Annotated in this window: 1 protein-coding gene; it reads left to right on the top strand. The window is 55.7% G+C overall.

Annotation, left to right across the window (positions count from 1 at the left end):
- Window positions 1-24: 24 nt before the first annotated feature.
- On the top strand, window positions 25-19,791 hold the full coding sequence (locus tag MHN33_RS05850) for a non-ribosomal peptide synthetase (RefSeq protein ID WP_239397081.1): 19,767 nt from the start codon (window positions 25-27) through the stop codon (window positions 19,789-19,791).
- The last annotated feature ends 28 nt before the right edge of the window (window positions 19,792-19,819 follow it).

Raw genomic sequence — 19,819 nt, 5'->3', positions numbered from 1 at the left:
ACTAGACGTTTATCGAGACAGATCATGACAAGCAAACACAACCCGCAGACTCCCTCTTTGCCAGACAAGACACCGGATATTGCCATCGTCGGCCTGTCTCTGCGTTTTCCGGGCGCCGATAACAAACATCAGTTTTGGCACAACCTCAGTCAAAAAATCAGCAGTATCAGCGAAGTGCCTGCTGAGCGCTGGGACTGGAAAAAATACTACGACCCAAAGCCTGATAAGCAGGCGCAAAAGTCCATCAGCAAATGGGGCGGCTTTATTGGTGATATCGCCGGGTTTGATGCCGGCTTTTTTGCTATCTCCCCCAAAGAAGCGCAGAGTATGGACCCCCAGCAGCGCCTGAGTATGGAGCTGGCCTGGGCCTGTTTTGAAGATGCGGGGCTCACGCCATCGCAGTTTAAAAATACTGCCACCGGTGTGTATCTGGGGTGCAGCAATACCGACTATCAGGAGTTTTCGACCGGCAATATCGACCCGCACTTTCTGACCGGCATGTCGACTGGGGTGTTTGCTAACCGCATCTCACACTATTTTAATTTTCAGGGACCGAGTGAAACCGTCGATACCGCCTGCTCTTCGTCTTTAGTGGCCATTCACAAGGCCATAAATGACTTTCGCTCAGGCGAGATCTGTGCCGCGCTGGTTGGTGGTGTTAACCTGCTGATCACCAAAAACCGCTATGTCAGCTTTAGTAAGCTGGGCGTGCTGTCACCTCAGGGGCGCTGCAAAACCCTGGATGCCGAGGCCGATGGTTATGTCCGTGGCGAAGGTGTCGGCATGGTGTTATTGCTGCCGGTAGAGACCGCCAAAGCGCTGAATGCCACCATTTATGGCATCATCAAAGGCAGCGCGGTGGGGCACTCGGGCAAAACCAATACCCTGACCTCACCGAGCCCGTTTTCACAGTCGCGGGTGATCCAGCAAGCCATCGACCATGCGCAGGTAGGCTCTGATCAGATTGGCTTTGTCGAATTACATGGCACCGGCACCGTGCTGGGGGATCCACTGGAGATCCAGGGTCTGAAACGCGCCTTTCGCGCCAGTAAACAGCAAACGCCCGATGCGCCTTGCTATCTCAGTACCGTGAAAACCAATATCGGCCATTTAGAGTCAGCCGCCGGTATTGCCGGGGTGATCAAAACCTTGCTGGCCTTTGAGCATGAACAGGTGCCGCCGCTGCAAAACTTTGCGACGCTGAATCCGAAAATCTCTCTGGAGAAATCGCCATTTAAGTTAGCCACCGAGTGTATGCCCTGGGCGGGCGAGCAGCGCCTTGCCGGCATATCCTCCTTTGGTTTTGCCGGGGTGAACGCCCATGTGATCTTAGAATCACCACAACGCCTCAACCCACAGCGCCCAGCGTTAGACTCCGCCCTGCCTATACTGCTGTCGGCCAGAACCCGGACCGCGCTCACGCAGCGCGCCGCAGACTTGCTTGCCTACCTTGAATCGGATAACCCGGTTGAGCTGCTGGATTTAAGTTATACGCTCACGGAGGGCCGGGAGCCAATGAAACACCGGATGGGATTTGCAGCAGACTCACTGGCTTCTGTCAAAGCACAACTGAGCAAGTTTGTCTCAAGTGAGGCTGGCGACTGGCACTATAGTAAAGTTGCCGCTACTGCAGAGCAGAGCGAGGTCACCCACGATACACTCGCTGCGCGCATAACCGGCTGGGTGCAAGGCGATGTCATCGACTGGCAGGCCAACTATGGTGAGCTCTGCCCGCAACGTATTAGTCTGCCGGCCTATCCGTTTGAACATAAACCTTACTGGCTCGATACAGAAAACGAAGCGCAGCCCTCACATCTGCACCCGCTGTTGCATCGCAGTATACCAGCGCTGGGAGAGCTGATCTTTGCCAGTGACTTTACAGGCAATGAGTACTTTTTACGTGACCATCAGGTGCATGGCCAGGCAATGCTGCCCGGCGTCTGTACGCTTGAAATGGTCCATGCCGCCATGACTCTGTCAGGCCAGCTGACGGATAACCAGTCGCTGCGCCTGAGTCAGGTGAACTGGCGCAAACCTGTGACCGTCGACGCGCAAAGCGGCCCGATTTATTTGTCGCTAAAACAAACCGGTGATCGAGTAACATTTGAGTTATACCGTGAAGCACACGATGCGCGCCAGGTGTATGTCGGTGGTCAGGCCGAGGTCACAGATCACAGTGTCACAACGCGAGCCATCGAAGCACTACCTGACGCCCGCACAGTCGCAGCTTCTAAGTTATATCAGCAATTTAGCGCCGCAGGCGTTGACTATGGCCCGGCTTTTCAGCGCATTACCTCATTATCTGTAGCAGACCAACAGGCACAAGGCGAACTCAACCCGGTTATTGCCCCCGACTTTGCCTTTGCCCCAGAGCTACTCGACAGCGCCCTCCATACCCTGCTGGGTTTTACACAAGATCCCCGCCCGGGATTGCCCTTTGCACTGGAACAGGCTGAATTACTCACGCCGCTGCCATCGGGTAAAACACTGACAGCCTGTGCGACCCAAACCACCCATACTGATGCCAGCAGCCAGAAGTTCGATGTAGATATCTGCGATGAACAAGGTGCGGTGTATGCGCGCTTGCAAGGCTTTTCGACCCGCTCAATGGCGCACGATGCCGATGCGACTCAGCTGTTTACGGTACTCCCTGGCTGGCAGCATCTGACAGCACTGCCACCTGCTGAAACGACTCAATCCCGCTTTGATTATCAGGGGCCCGCGTCGCTCAAACCAGCCTGGTGCTCAGACTCGGCGGAGCCTGCTGATCACCTGTTGTGGGTCGCCAAGGACGAGTACGCAGATCCACTTAAGCTGTTTACTCATCTAAAAACCTTACTAGAACAAGGTAATGGCACAGAGCCGCTGGCCATCACTTTGCTTACCTTCCAGACGCAGCAAGTGCATGACGAAACAGTTAAGGCGCACGGCGCCGGGCTGATTGGATTGCTACAAAGCGTGGCCCAGGAATACCCACGCTGGCATGTGCGCATTGTCGATTTAAGTGCTGAATGCAAAGAAGACACAAGCCACTGGCAACAGGCGACTCACTTGCCTGCGGGCTTTTATGCACACCGCGACGACATTTGGCATACCTTCAGCGCCTGCGAGCACACCTACCTGGATTCAGGAGAGTCAGCCTATCGCAAGAATGGCGTCTATCTGGTACTAGGCGGCGCAGGGGGTCTGGGTCAGGTCTGGAGTGAATGGATGATCCGCCAGCATCAGGCGCAGGTTGTCTGGGTTGGTCGTCGCGTACTGAACGAGGACATAGAGCAGGCCATCGGCCGATTGAGTGAATTGGGCCCTGCACCGCAGTATATTCAGGCCGATGCCTGTGATGAAGCAGCCATGCGTGCCGTGATGCACACCATTGAGCAAGACTATGGGCAACTCCATGGCGTGGTGCATTCTGTGTTGCATCTGGAAGATCAGAGCCTGGCCAACATGGACGACGCCCAGTTCCTGAGAGCTTACCAAGCCAAACAAGTCAGTGGCGAAACCTTACTGAGCGTGTGTAAAGACCAGTCGCTCGACTTCGTCCTGCTGTTCTCTTCAATGCAGTCTTTCTCACCTGCCCCTGGCCAGAGTAACTATGCTGCGGGCTGTCAGTATCTGGATGGTCTGGCCCGTTCGGCCAGTACTGAACTACCCATCAAGGTGGTTAACTGGGGTTACTGGGGCGACGTTGGCCGGGTCAGCGACCCGTATTATCAGCGTAAAATGCGCCAGGCCGGGATTGGCTCTGTCGACGCGCAAGCAGGCATGGCGGCACTGGCAAAGTTCATGTCTTCATCGCTAACGCAGGTGGGCGTGGTGAAAATGACACCAGAGCGGGCACAGGCGGCGCTGGTACGTAGCAGTTATTCTTCAGAGTCCAGTTATAACGTATTTCAGTCTGAACAAGCTGCTCCTGCGCTGGCACTCGATACCCAACCTGCTGACACCGAGATCTTTTATGCGTTGTGTCAGGCACTTATCAGTGCAGGCTGGCAGCATCCGGCTGAGCGCACCAAGGCGCTATCAGCCTTGCCGGATTACTTTGAATTATGGTGGCAGGAAACCGCCCGCTACCTGAGCGAGGCGGGATTACTGCAAGACGACGTACTGACTCTGCCCGAGCCACCAACAGTGCAAACTGTACTGGTTCAGGATGACTATGCCTTACTCAACGCAGCACTGGCGGCACTGCCCGAAATTTTATCCGGCCAGCGTAAAGCCACTGATGTGCTGTTTCCCGGCGGCTCACTGGCGCTGGTTGAATCGGTATACCGGGATAACCCGGTGGCCATGCACGCCAATCAGGCGCTGGTTACTCAGCTTACCCACTATCTGGCAAGTTTAGGTGAGCAGCCCATTAGGATCCTGGAGATTGGCGCAGGCACCGGTGGCACCACGCGCACTGTACTGCCCGCACTGCGTGATTTTAATGTCACTGAATACGCTTACACCGACTTATCACAGGCCTTTTTCAGTCATGCCAAAGCACAATTTCAATCAGACTACCCCTTTGTGCAGACCGCCTATTTTGACGTCAGCAAGCCACTTTCGGAGCAGCATATTGACTTAGCCAGCTATGACGTGGTGATTGCCACCAATGTGCTGCACGCCACCGCCGACATGCTAACCACGCTGAACAACGCCAAGGCCTGTCTGAAGCGCGGAGGCCTGCTGTTGATCAACGAAGTGACTCAGCCGTCGCTGTTTACTCAGCTGACCTTTGGCCTGCTCGAAGGCTGGTGGCTGAGCAAAGACACCACGCTGCGCTTGCCAGGCTCACCTTTGTTGTCGCAGCCGCGCTGGCAGCAGTTACTAAGCAGCAATGGCTTTACTCTTGCAGCCTCTGCCACAGACGCTCAATCGCCGCAGCAAGTGCTGTACGCGCAAAGTAATGGCCGTTTGGTGCAACAACGCGCAAAACCGGCTCAACAGACCACACAAATTTCAAACCACGATACAGCAATGCAACAACTCGAACAGACACAGACCGACTCCCAGCCAGCAACAGACAGCGCAACCCTGAGCGACTTCGTCGTCCAAACCCTCGCGGGGATCGCCAGCCAGGCGCTGAGCATGACGGCGGATGAATTAGACCCGGATGACTCGTTTGCCGATTACGGCGTGGATTCGATCCTGGCCATTCAGATCCTCGATGAGATCAACACTCGCTTTACCCTGAGTCTGCCGCCAACCTTGTTGTTCGACTTTCCGTCCATCGCGACGCTGAGCGCGCACATAGTGGCTGAGCACCGCGATAAGGCAATGGCTCTCATGCACAAAACGCAGCCTGCCATGGCGACTACACAACAGGCTGCGCCAAAGTCGGTTCAACCCGCTACAGATGAAGTAAAACCGGCTCACAAAACCAGCCATAACAACACAGACAAAATTGCCATCGTGGGCATGAGTGGTCAGTTTGGTGATGCCAGCAGTGTCGACGAATTCTGGGAGATGCTGAGCAACAAGCGTACCTCGGTGCGTGCCCAGCAGCGCTGGGATTTAAGCGACTTATCATCCGAAGCACAAAACTGGTGTCGTTATGCCAGCCTGCTGGATGACATTGCCAGCTTTGACGCACCGTTTTTCTCCATCACACCGCAAGAAGCGGAGGTGATGGACCCGCAGCAACGACTGTTTTTGCAAGAAGCCTACCGGGCGCTGGAAGACGCTAACATGATCACTCGCGCTGCCGGCAGCAATACCGGCGTTTATCTGGGCTGCGCGCAGGGCGATTATGCCTCGCTGGCATCCCAGGATGCTCCGGCGCAGTTGTTCTGGGGCAATGCGGGCTCGGTGATCCCGGCACGGGTTTCTTATTATCTGAACCTCAAGGGGCCGGCGCTGGCCATAGACACGGCCTGCTCGTCGTCACTGGTGGCCATGCACAGTGCCTGCCAGGCGCTGAAAAACGGCGAAATAGACGCGGCACTGGCAGGGGGCGTTGCCACCTTATGCACCCCGCAGTTTTCACAACATGCCGGTAAGGCCGGCATGCTCAGTGCCGATGGCACCTGCTATACCTTTGACGACAGAGCCAATGGCTTTGTGCCAGGTGAAGGCGTCGGTGTGGTGGTATTAAAACGCCTGAGTGATGCCGAGCGTGATGGCGACCATATTCTGGGGGTTATTTTAGCCTCAGCCACCAATCAGGACGGCACCACCAGCGGGATCACCGCGCCCAGCTCAGTTTCTCAGCAACAGTTACATAACCGCATTTATGAACAATTTGATATTGCCCCGGACTCTCTGAGCCTGATTGAAGCCCATGGCACCGGGACCAAGCTGGGTGACCCCATTGAATTTCAGGCCCTGACCCGGGCATTTCGTGCAGCGACCCAGCGCAGCCAGTTCTGTGCACTGGGATCGGTCAAAACCAATATCGGCCACTGCCTGACCGCCGCAGGCGTCGCCGGTGTGATCAAAACCATCCTCGCCATGCAGCACAAAACCATTCCGGCTTCGCTACATTATCAGCAGGGTAACAGTCATATCGACTGGCAGGATACGCCGTTTTATGTCGCGCAGGAAACGCAACCCTGGAGCGTGCCGGATGGCTATCCGCGCCGCGCCGGTGTCAGTTCATTTGGTTTCAGTGGCACCAATGCACACCTGATCCTCGAAGAATATCAACCGAAACAAACCACGGTGCAAAACGCAAACTCACAGCCGGTGATCATCGCACTGTCAGCCAAATCACCCGAGGTGCTGCGCGACAAAGCCCGCAAACTGGCGGACTGGCTCGCTCAGGCGCAACTGGATGACAGCGCACTGGAAGCCCTGGCGTATACACTGCAAAGTGCGCGCGAAGCCATGGACTGTCGTATGGCCTTTGTTGCCGAAACGCTGGCCCAGGTACACACCCAGCTGAGTGACTTTGCTAACCAACAAGCCGGCACCTATAAACAGGGCAACAGTAAACAAGGCAAAGCCATTCTGGCAGCGCTGGACAAAGACGATTTTAACCGCTGGACGCAAGCCGGTGAGCTCAGCAAGCTGCTCGCTTTATGGGTAGTCGGCGCCGAACTCGACTGGTCTGCATTTTACTCAGCTAAGCCAAACTTACTGCGCTTACCGACCTATCCGTTTGCCAGCACACCGTACTGGCTTAGCGGGGCACCCAAACTCACCCAGATGAATCCGCAACCAGCCCCGACTGCCATCGCAGAAGACTCGCTGTTGCACCTCATCCCGCAGTGGCAACCACTGGATGTGACTTCACAGGCAAGCTGGTCTGGCAAACGCCAGGTCATCGCGCTGGCGCCACACAACGACATGCCAGATGCCATTGTGCTGCAAGATACATCGGGTGACACAGCACAGCGTATTGAGGCGCTGACCATCGCCCTGATTGCACATATCAAACAGCTTGCCAGCACCACCGAGCCTGTGCTTATCCAGCTGCTTGTGCCTGCGAGTGAACCTCTGCTAATGGCGCTGGCTGGGGTGCTGAAAACCGCCGCATTGGAACATCACCTGCTGAGTGTCCAGCTAATACAAAGCGATACACCTGCACAATCTGCGGCGCACCTTGTTCAGGCAAGCCAGTATACCCAGCACAAGGTGCTGCGTTTTACTCAGGGTCAGTGCGAGATACAAACGCTGACGCCACAACACAGCGACGCGCCCGCTTTGATGCCATGGAAAGAAAATGGCCTGTATCTGATCACCGGCGGCCTTGGCCAGCTGGGCCAGAGCTTCGCCAAAGAGATACTCACTCATACCCGCCATGCTCAGGTGATTATCACAGGTCGTCGCACCGCACCAGAGTCGCTCAGCGACATGGGAGATACAAGCCGAATTCACTATTACCAAACCGATATCAGCACTCAAACCCAGTGTGCTGAGCTACTTAACCGCATTGGTGCGCAGCACGGAGCCCTGACCGGGATTTTGCACAGCGCCGGTGTGATTGACGACCAACTGATTGCGAGCAAAACTCCGCAGGCAGTCCGGCGCGTACTGGCGCCCAAGGTCTCTGGGGTGATGGCGCTGGATGAGGCCAGCAAAGCAGTACCGCTGGACTTCTTTATCTGCTTTTCATCTATCGCCGCGTGCTTTGGTAACCCGGGTCAGGCCGATTATGCCACCGCTAATGCTTTCCTGGACGCCTATATGCTCAAGCGCCAGCAATGGGGTGAGCAGGGTCAGCGCCATGGCCTGAGCCTGTCGGTAAACTGGCCGCTGTGGGCACAGGGTGGCATGCAAATGGACGCCATTAAGCAAAGTTTACTGCGCTCGCAGGGCCTTGCTGCTATGCCTGATGGCATTGGTTTAAAGGCCTTTTATCAGCTGTTTGCCAAGCCGCATACACAACAGTGCTTTTTATACGGTAACCCGGATAAACTCACACGCTGGATAACCCCGCAAGCCAAGGTTGACGCCCAGACATCCGCAGCACATAACACGGCTGCGCTGAGTGATAGCGCTTTAATGGATCACCTTAAAACCGTGGTGGCGCAAGTCAGTAAACTGCCGGTGGAAGAACTCGACAGCGACCTTGACTTCCGGGACATGGGCTTTGATTCCATTATGCTGATGTCCGTGGTACAACAGCTTGAGGCCGACCCTCAGCTTGGCCTGGACGCCCTGCCACCAGCATTGTTATTTGAGGTGAAAACCCTCAACCAGTTGCATGCTTACCTTGTTAAACAGCAACCCAATATCGCCACGGTGCAGGCAACACACGCAGAGCCGCTCAGCCAGCAAACGCTAACAGGTCCTCTGCCGCTGTCAAAAGCCCAGCAAGGCCTGTGGCTACTGCACAAGCAAAACCCGACGCTGAGCAGCTACAATATCCCGCTGGTATTCGAGCTTGCCAGCCTGGATGTTGCCCGTATGCAACAAGCGCTGGACAGTCTTTGTCAGCGCCACCCGGTGCTGCGCCTGCGTATTCACGAAAAGGATGGCCGACCCACGCAACAGATCCACCCGGACACAATCCGGATTGAACAAACGTCTCTGGCACCGACCTCTAAGGCAGCCCTGACTGACGCAATTCAACAGACCATTGCGGTGCCTTTTGACCTATCAGGTCCATTGCTGCGCGCAACTGCCTGGCAAGTGGCGTCGGGCGCTCAGTCGCGCCATGTGGTGGTGATTGTGCTGCACCATCTGATCATTGACGGGGTCTCCGCCACCCAACTGTTGTCTCAGCTGTGGCAGGCCTATCATGAAGGCATCCCAGCGGCAGAGCCTGATCAGGGCTTTTTCGACTATCTTGACTGGGAACAACAGCTGCTGGCCAGTCCGAGCGCAGACACGCTGAAACAATTCTGGCAGCAGTCTCTGAATCCTGCGTACGCACCGCTGACCTTACCGGGTAAGCGCACGACGGAGATCTGCCCGAACGAGCCAAACAGTGCGCGCGTGACACTCAGCTTGCCAGCCAGCACGCAGCAGCAACTCGAGCAGTTTTTAACCCGCTACAAGCTTAGCACCTCGGTGTTTTTCTTAACTGTGTTTCAGGCATTACTGAGCCGTCTGTGTGGCCGCAATGAGCTGATACTGGGTACGCCTGTGATGCAGCGACCAAAAGCCAGTATGGCGCGGTCGCTGGGTCTGTTTGTAAATCAATTACCTCTGCCGCTGACCCGCAATAACAGCACCGATTTTGTCAGCCAGGCACGGGCGAATCAGACACAGCTGGACGCCGTGATCAGTCACAGTGCCCTGCCCTTGTCTGAGCTGCTCAGTGCCGTCAATGCCCCGCGTATACCGGGTGTTCACCCGCTGTTTCAGATAGGCTATGCCTGTCATAATTTTATTCAGGCCGACTGGGTAGAGGACAATCAGGCACTGCTGGACGCACTGTGGCAGGAATTCCAGCAAGATGCCGAGCTGGATCTGAGCCTGGAGGTCACCCCGCTGGGTGGCAGCTACCAGCTGGCCTTTAAATTTGCGACCAACGCTTATGAACGTCACAGCGTGCAAACCGTGGCAGATAATTATCTGCAACTACTGGAAGATGTGCTGCTTAGCGGTGACTTACCACCCGATGGTCAGCCACAGGCACCGAGCGCAAAACCCGCTACTTTGGTTGACAGCTTCACCTTACAGGTCGCGCAGCGCCCAACCCAGACGGCGGTCTCGTTTGCCGGTGCCACGCTGAGTTATCAGGCACTGGAGCAGCAGGCCAACCAGCTGGCCCATACCCTAATCGCCAAAGGCGCGCGGCCCGGCAGCCGGGTTGCCTTGCTGTTGCGCCCGGGTGTGGACATGATAGTTGCCATGCTGGCGGTGCTGAAAACCGGCAGTGCCTACGTACCTGTGGACCCCTGCTCACCAGAGGGCAGAGCCCGCTTTATTCTGGCCGATGCCGATCCCGCGCTGGTACTGATGAGCGACGAGCTAACACTGCCTGTCGCGCACAGCCGGGCGTACCGACTTAGTGACTGCCTGCAAAGCAGCACTATGGCGCCCGTCACAGCTCCGGGCATAGCGCTGGCGCCGCAAGCGCTGGCCTATATCATCTATACCTCGGGCTCAACGGGTCAGCCTAAAGGCGTGCTGGTTGAGCATAGCAACATTACCGCTTTGCTGAACAACACCCAGCCTGGGTTTGGGTTTAATGCCCAGGATACCTGGTGCCTGTTCCACTCGTTTGCATTTGATTTCTCGGTGTGGGAGATCTGGGGCGCGCTGGCCCATGGTGGCAAACTGGTGATTGTGGATGATGTCTGCAAAAAAGACAGTGCTGCGTTCGCACGCTTTATTCACGACAATCAGGTAAGCATTTTAAATCAGACGCCATCGGCGTTTTATCCGCTGATGACGCATTTGCTGGCGCAACCAGCGCTGACACGCTCTCTGCGCACTGTGATCTTTGGCGGTGAAGCGCTGGAGCTGAGTAAACTCACGCCCTGGTTTGAGGCAGCACAGCCGCTACCCAAGCTGGTCAACATGTATGGCATCACAGAAACCACCGTGCATGTCACCGAGATGCTAATCACCCGCGAGCTGGTCGAACAGAACCCGGGCAAAAGCATCATAGGAAAGCCGCTGCCCGGCTACCGCCTGTACTTACTGGATGAACAGCAAAGTCCTGTCGCGGCGGGTCAGTCCGGCGAGTTGTATGTTGGAGGCTGCGGCGTCAGCCGGGGTTATCATCAAAGAGCGGTACTGACCGCAGAGCGCTTTATCCCTAATCCGCTTGCCGGACAAAGCGAGGAGCGCCTATATCGTACCGGCGATCTGGCGCGCCTTAATGCGCAGGGTCAATATGAATATCTGGGCCGCTGCGACGATCAGGTTCAGATCCGCGGACACCGCATAGAGCTGGGCGAAGTACAGCATGCCCTGCTGAGCAACCCGGCCATTCAGGATGCCTGCGTGCTGGCTGCCAGCAAACGTCATGGTGACGTACTGGTGGCTTACCTGGTCGCCCAGGTGCCGCTATCCGATGAAGCGATCCGTGCCGAGTTGTTAAAGCTTGTGCCCGAATACATGGTGCCGGCGTATTTTGTCTCCGTGCCCGCGTTGCCGCTGACCAACAATGGCAAAGTGGATAAACAGGCGCTGCTCAGCCAGTTGCCGTTTAACTCACACACCGCGCAGGCCGGGCTCTCAACTTTGGAAGCAAACCTCAGCGCAGCCGCACCAGAGCGAAACATACAGGCCGAGATTTCGGCCGTCTGGTGTGATGTGCTGGACGTGAGTCAGGTTGCGCCGGATGCGCCCTTTTTCACGGTTGGGGGCGACTCCCTGCTGGCCAATGTACTGGCCACCAAACTGAGCGCCAGGTTCAATATCGACCTGCCGCTGGCGGAGGTGTTTCAGTACAGTACCATTAACGCCCAGTGCGACTATTTATCGACCAAAGTCACCAGCCCGATTGCAGCGCCTGTACAAACGCCAGAGCCGGTGCGCCCTGCAAAGCCGACAACCGCCAATCAGGCCATCGCCATGATTGGCTTGTCCTGTCATTACCCGGACTCCCCCGACGCGCAGACATTCTGGCAAAACCTCATTGAAGGCAAAAATCTGGTTCGCCACAGCCACAGAGCCGAGTCAGACGCGTCTATGATCTGGCTCGATACCTGGGTTGAAGGCCAGGATGCATTCGACCCCGGCTTTTTTAATCTCTCGGAAAAGCAAGCCCGTACCATGAGCTATGCACAGCGCCAGCTGTTACTGCATGCCTGGAAAGCGGTGGAAGACGCCGGTTATCGCTGTGACCAAATCCCCAATACCGGCGTGTATATTTCCGCCTCAGGCGGCGACCTGACCGATCTTAACCTGTATGAAAAATTCAGCAACGGGGAGTTTGTGCTTAATGCCGAGGACTATGTTGCATCGACGCTGAATCAGCCCGGCACGCTGGCAACCAGTATTTCCTATCATCTGGGTCTGACCGGTCCGAGTCTGTTTGTGCACTCCAATTGCTCTTCATCCCTGAGCGCACTGGCACTGGCCTGTTCGGCACTCAAAGCCGGTGACATTGACTATGCCATTGTCGGCGCAGCCTGTTTATTCCCGCAGCGCAGCACAGGATACAAAATAGAAAAAGGCCTCAACTTTGCCCCCGATGCGCGCTGCAAAGTCTTTGATGCCCAAGCCGATGGCATGATAGGCGGCAATGGCGTCTCTGTGGTGGTGCTCAAACGGGCCGATGAGGCAACCCAGGATAGCGATCACATTTACAGCCTGATTAAGGCGGTGAAGGTGAACAACGATGGCAACAACAAGGCCGGTTTCTTTGCCCCGGGCACGGAAGGCCAGATGCAGGTGATCACCCAGGCACTACAAAGCGCTGATGTCTCACCGGCGAGTATCAGTTATGTCGAAGCCCATGGCACCGGCACCGCGCTGGGCGATCCCATTGAATTTGCTGCGCTGCAACAGGTTTATCAGCCGCATAGCGAAGCAAAACAATATTGTGGGCTGGGTGCCGTAAAATCGAACCTGGGTCATACAGATACCCTGGCTGGGCTTACCGGACTGGTGAAAACCAGCTTGTCGCTGCACCACAAACTGCTGCCCGGCACCTTGCACTACAACGAGCCGAATCCACACCTGGACCTGGCTAACTCGCCGTTTTATGTCGTCGACAGTACGCGCCTGTGGGAAACCCCTTTGTTACCAAGGCGGGCCGCAGTCAGCTCATTTGGGATTGGCGGCACCAATGCCCACGCCATTTTGGAAGAAGCACCGGTTGCGCAAACACAGAATGCACTGAGCAGCCAGCCTTCCATCGTGGTACTGTCGGCAGCCACACCAGCAGTGTTGCAACGTCAGGTGAATGAGCTGTTGTGCTGGCTTGAGCGTACCCTGTGCGATGATGCACTGAGAGTCAGCCTGGCCTACACCCTGCAAACCGGTCGCAAGGTGATGGCGCATCGCGCAGGCTTTGTGGTGTCTTCTCTAAACGAGCTTAAAACTCAGTTGACGCATTACCTAGCAAGGAGTGAACAAACATCTTTGAAGCCAGTTTCCACTGGTACACCAGCCAGCTGGCTGGCACAGGGCGACTATCAGGCTATTTTGAGCCATTGGCTGGACAGCGGCTTTGAAGACTGGGACTTCCTGTATCAGGGAGAGCAAGTAGGCAAACTGAGCCTGCCAACTTACCCGTTTGATCTGAAGCCGTACACACTCGGCCTGAGCCAAGCTCAATCAGAAGAGCTGGTCACGTGCACGCTGAGTGTACCCAAGTGGCGCACCCAGCCTGTGGTTACAAACAGTAATACCGCTGCGTCCGGCAGTGCAGCGTCACACTGTGTGGTGCTGTGCGACCTGCCGGAGTTGGAAGTCGCCGGTGCCATCACCCAGGTGCTTAGCTCAAGCCACTACGCACCGGAGCAGCAGGTCAGTGACTATGGGACTCAGCTGCTCGACATCATACAGTCGCTCGCGAAAACCAGACAGCCGACTCTATTACAGTTGGTGATAGGCAACACTCAGGCCGAGCCGCTGGCTAACCTCAACAGTTGCCTGCACGGCCTGCTGAAAACCGCCAGCATTGAACACCCTATGCTGCGCACACAGCTGTTGCTGGTAGACCCGACGCTGAGCTCAGATACGCTGCACACTCTGCTGAGAGATAACCGCAATGCGCCCGACTCGGTCATTGCTTATCAGGGCACGAGCCGCACAGTACTGGACTATCAGCCAGTGAGCGATGTGAACCCGGTCAGTGCGTGGCAACCCGATGGCGTGTATCTGATCACCGGCGGGCTTGGTGGCATTGGTCGTCACTTTATTGCCGAACTGGCCGCTTTACCGTTTGCCACTACAGTGGTCGTGACAGGTCGACGAGCCGCTGATGACGTTCAGGTAGAGACGCAGCTGCGCAACCTTAAACAAGGTGGGGTACAACTGGTTTATCGTCAGCTGGACGTGGCTCAGAAAATGAATACCTTGCTGCTGGTGCGCGACATAGTACGCGAATTTGGCACACTCAACGGTGTGATCCACGCGGCCGGCATAGTGCAGGATACTTTACTGTGCAACAAAACCCCGACCTCCTTTGCGCAAGTGCTGGCGCCCAAGGTCACGGGCGTGGTGACGCTGGATGAGGCCACAGCGGATCTGCCGCTGCGCTTCTTCGCCTGTTTTGCCGGGCTCAGTGGCGTACACGGCGCCGCCTCTCAGGGTGACTATGCCATGGCCAATGCATTTCTCGACAGCTATATGCATCAGCGTCATGCTCAGGTTATCAGCGGTAAGCGTCATGGCCTGAGTGCCAGTATCGACTGGCCTTTCTGGCAAGACGGCGGTATGCAGCGCAATGCCCAGTTTGCCCATACGGATGCGGCCATGCCCACCAACAGTGGCATAGACGCTTTTTACCGGGCACTGCAACAGCCTCAGACGCTGGTGCAATATGCCCCGGCCAACACAAACCAGAAGCAAGTCAGTGATACCGCTACACCAGCGGCCCAGTTTACCAGTGAAGCCGCGCTGGATGCCGCCCTGACCGAGCAGCTGAACACTATGGTGGCGGCTTTACTTGGCGTGCAACCGGATACACTGGATGGAGATATCGATCTGGGCGAGTTTGGCGCGGATTCCATTGCCTTTATTACCTTTATCAATCAGCTCAACAGCCGCTATCAGCTTGAGCTGTCACCCAGCGTGCTGTTTATGCACTCGACCCTGAACAGCCTCAGAGCCCATATTATCGCCGAGTATGGCGATGTGCTGATCGCCACGACTAACGAGACGCATACAAGCTCAACGGCTACAGTAGCAGAACAAGCTCCGGTGAATGCCTCAAATGATGAAGCGATTGCCATAGTCGGGATCAGTGCCGCCTTCCCCGAGGCGAGTAACCTCGACGAATTCTGGCACAACCTGAGCACAGGCAAAGACTGTGTGACCCGCCACAGCTGGCCACAGCCGCAAGACAGCGAGCTCAGCTGGCCCGGCGAAATTAACTGGCTGGGCCGCCTGCGACGCGACACTGAGTTTGACCCGTTATTTTTTAATATTGCCCCGGCAGAGAGTGAGCGCATTCAGTTGCAGGAAAGCCTGCTGATGATGCATGTCTGGCAGTGTATTGAAAATGCCGGATACGATCCCAAATCGCTGGCAGGCACCAGCACCGGGTTGTTTATTGGCTGTCAGTCCGGATATCACGAAGGGCTGATCACCTCCCCCGCATTCGCGCCGAACCGCATGAGCTACTTCCTCGACCTGCACGGCCCGAGCGAAGGGGTAGATACCACCTGCTCGTCATCGCTGGTTGCCGTACATAAGGCCATGGCGGCGATCCGCATGGGTGAATGTGAGCAGGCCATTGTTGGCGGCGTCAATATCATAGACACTCCCACCGCCTCTGTGGCGATGCAGGAGATAGGTGCGCTGTCGCCGGATGGACGATGCAAAACCTTTGCTGCCGATGCCGATGGCATAGTGCGCGGTGAAGGCGTTGGCATGATCATGCTGAAAAAAAGCTCCAGCGCCGAGCGCGATCAGGATGCCATTTACGCCACCTTGCTGGGATCGGCGGTTAACCATGGCGGAAAATCACAGGGCTTTACCGTGCCCAATGCCCGGGCACAAACTCAGCTACTAGATAAAGCCTGGCGCAACGCCAACATAAACCCGGCCACACTCAGTTACATTGAGTGCCATGGCACCGGCACCACGCTTGGCGATCCGGTTGAGCTGGATGCGCTCAAGACTGCCTTTAATACACATCAGTGGCCAGCACACTGTGCGCTGGGCTCAGTAAAAAGCAACATAGGCCATACCGAAATTGCCGCCGGTATCGCCGGGCTTATCAAGGTTGTTTTGCAACTTAAGCATCAGACCCTGGTGCCATCGCTCCATGTGCAGGCACTGAATCCCTATCTGGCGCTCGAGGATACGCCGCTCACGGTACAAACCCAGGCGCAGCCCTGGGAGCATGGCGATACACCACGGCGGGCAGCCGTCAGTGCCTTTGGGATCAGTGGCGTAAATGCCCATGTGGTGCTCGAAGAGTATCAGCCGAACATCACTGAGCAACACTCAGCTTTACCAGACGCCCCGGCGATGGTGGTACTCTCGGCCACCAGCAAAGCAGCACTGGCACAAAAAGTCACTGAGCTTGCCAATCATGTTGCTACTTTACCTGACACGCCGCAAATACTAGCGCAGCTGGCCGCGACCCTAGCGCTGGGCCGCACGGCACAGGCATACAGACTCGGCTGGGTAGTGTCCTCACTGGACGCGCTGCGCACCGCCCTGAGCGAAGCCATGCCAGAACAAACCCAAAAAGTGAGCCATAACACCAGCGAGCAGCTAACAGCAGAGCAGTTGCTGACACTGCATCAAACCCAGGAATATGCCGCCATAGTGCGTCTGTGGCAATCTGGCAAAGTCGTGAGCTGGCAACCGCTTTACCCAACGTCTTTGCCAAAACTGCACCTGCCTGGTACGTCTTTTATCAGCAAAAACGCGGTTGAGGCTGAACAAACAAGTCCCTGGCTGCTGCTCGACAACCAATTTCAACCGGCTGCACTGACTCTGCCGGAGGACTGGCAAACGTCACTGAGTACACAACTGGCACACAGGCATATTTTGCTGGTCTCAGACACCCAGGCCGAATTTGAAACCCTCAGTAAGCCGTTATACGCAAGTGGCTGTAAGGTGACTTCACTGTGCTTTGAACAACTGGACCACTCAGCGCTGGATCCAGAAGATCTGCCGGATACCATTTTTGTGCTGGGCTGTGGTTCATTGATTGAGCCGCAGCAGCAGATAAAACCCCTGTTCGAGCTGATGCAGCTCACCGCCCGTCACGACACTCACGCGATGCAGCTGTTTTATGCCACTCAGACCGACTCGCAAATTGAAACCCGGGACGACCTGAGTGCCCTGCTGCGTTGCTACAACCTGCGCAATCCGCAGCACAGCTGGACGTTAGTCGAGCAACTCGATGAGGCTGCTTGTCTGGGCGAATTATTGCTGCAGGAGTTTACCAGTACCTTACTAAACACATCTGAGCATCAGCCAAATCAGGTGCAATACCGCGATGGTACGCGCTTTGCACTGCAACTAACGCAACTGCCGGGCGCAAACGACATAACTCAGCCTGAGTATGAAATACGTCACGGCGGTACTTATCTGATCGCAGGGGCACTGGGTGAACTGGGCATGGCACTGAGCCAGCGCTTACTGGAAGACTTTGATGCGACCCTCATCTTACTGGGCAGGCGCGATGAGCAAGCCGTGCAGCCACAACTGACCCAGCTCAGAGGTAAAGGCACAGTGCATTACCTGGCGTGTGATATTGCCGACGCCCAACAGCTGGCACTACTCAGTGCCCTACTGAACGACAAGTCACTAGAGCTCAACGGCGTGTTTCACCTCGGCACCACCTATACGGAAGAAGAAAACAGCTGGGCCGACTTTGCCCGCTCAATGCAGGTCAAAGTACAAGGCACGCAGCAGCTGGACGCTCTGCTCAGCAGCTGTGAGCTGGACTTTTTCGTGCTGTTCTCTTCCATGGCCGTGTTTGGCAGCCTGAATCATCTGTCTTACTCATACGCCAATGGCTTTCAGAATGCCTTTGCCCGGGCCCGAAACCAGCAAGTGGATAAGCGGCAGCGTTATGGTCAGACCCTGGCAATTAACTGGGGTTACTGGCACTCAGATGATCCGCTGAAAAGTATTGAAAACAGCTTTGCCGAGAAAAAGGGCTATCAGCTGATCCAGATGTCGGATGCCTTTGCACAACTACCCAAGCTGCTCAGCACCAAGCGCAGTACCCTGGCGGCCATCTGCACCACAGAGCCCGAACGCATCATGCACAACACAGCGGCACTATTGCAGCGCAAGCGCCTGACGCATACACGTCTGGAGCAAGTATCGGAAGATTTATCTGACGCGTCTCAGGATATTGCTGGCACTGTGGTAAGCATTGTTGGCCAGGTGCTGGGAATAGCTCCCGATGAGCTGGATCTGAATTGCGATCTGTATGATTACGGCTTTGACTCCATCTCATTGCTGAAAACCTTCCAGCAGCTCAAAGCCCGGCTCAATATTGATATTCAGGCCGATGCCTTTAAGAACATGAATACCATTCAGGCACTGATCGACGAAATCGACAAGGCCCACGGCCAGGTTCAGCATGAGGACGATGCATCGTTACCTGAGTTTATTGTCGATGCGGGCATTAACCTGCCGACGCTGCCCGATGAGATAGTGCATGCCTATGAGGGCGACGTCCGTCATGTGCTGCTCACCGGAGCAACCGGCTTTTTAGGCAGTCACCTGCTGGCAGAGCTGCTGGCCACCACCAAGGCAAAAATATACTGCCTGGTGCGCGCCGACAGTGCAGAGCAAGCACTGACTCGCATTGCCGATAATGCCAAACAGTATGCGCTGACTCTGGATCTGGAACGCATCGTGCCTGTCCCGGGAGATATGGAGCAATCCCGGTTAGGCGTATCCGATGAGCACTGGGCACTGCTGTGCCGGGACATCCAGCATGTGGTACATACAGCCTCGTATGTGAATCATATCCAGCCCTACTTTGCCTTTAAAAAGTCGGTGGCTGGTACCAATGCCCTGCTAACACTATGCTGCACGGACACGCTGAAGATGATCCACTTTGTCTCCAGCACCACCACCAGCACCCAGATCAAGGATTCCCACTTCTCGGTTAACCCGCGTGAATCCTTCATTCCAACAGACGAAGCGGCCTTGCTGTGCAGCGGGTATGGTCAGTCGAAATGGGTGCAGGAAGAAAACATTCGCCAGGCATCACTCATTGGTGTGCCCTACACGGTTTATCGTTTTTCGGAAATCTCGGGGTCATCTAAAACCGGCATTGGCAACACGGATGATGTCTTCCACCGCATTCTGAAAATGATGCTCAGCATTGAGGTGCGCCCGACTGAGAGCCCCTACATGCTGGATATTATTCCGGTTGACCGCGCGGCTACGTGTATCGTTGCAGGCATGAGTGACCCGCAAAAACGCAATCAGGTCTATCATGTCGCCAACCCAGCGCCTCTGAGCATTGCGACCTTTTATGACTTTGCCGCTGAGCGGGGTTTGCACTTTACACACACGGATAAAGCCGAGTTTATCGGTGCCTGTGAAGCCTACGCGGCGCAGCGTGAAGGCAAAGATCAGGTCATTATGCAGGGCTTATTGTCATCACGCCCTGGCTACGACGAATACCTGTTTGAAGCCTACTTTATGCCGATGGACCCGTATGATAAGGACAACTTTATCGCACTGACAGAGCGCTATGACATCATGCTGGGTGACTGGGAACGTTTGTTTGATACTTACTTTACCCAGTGGCTGGAAGACAGACACTATCGGGAGATCTGGCAGGAAAATAAAACTGACTGATAGTAAGAGAAACCCCAATATACAAGAG

Source organism: Pseudoalteromonas sp. OOF1S-7 (assembly GCF_022347765.1).
Classification (GTDB): Bacteria; Pseudomonadota; Gammaproteobacteria; order Enterobacterales; family Alteromonadaceae; genus Pseudoalteromonas.
Note: the sequence above shows the minus strand (reverse complement) of the source record. Positions and strands in the feature narration are given on the sequence as shown.

Excerpts from the sequence above, each read along its gene's own strand:
- MHN33_RS05850 (WP_239397081.1), top strand. The coding sequence starts at position 25 with ATGACAAGCAAACACAACCCGCAGACTCCCTCTTTGCCAGACAAGACA.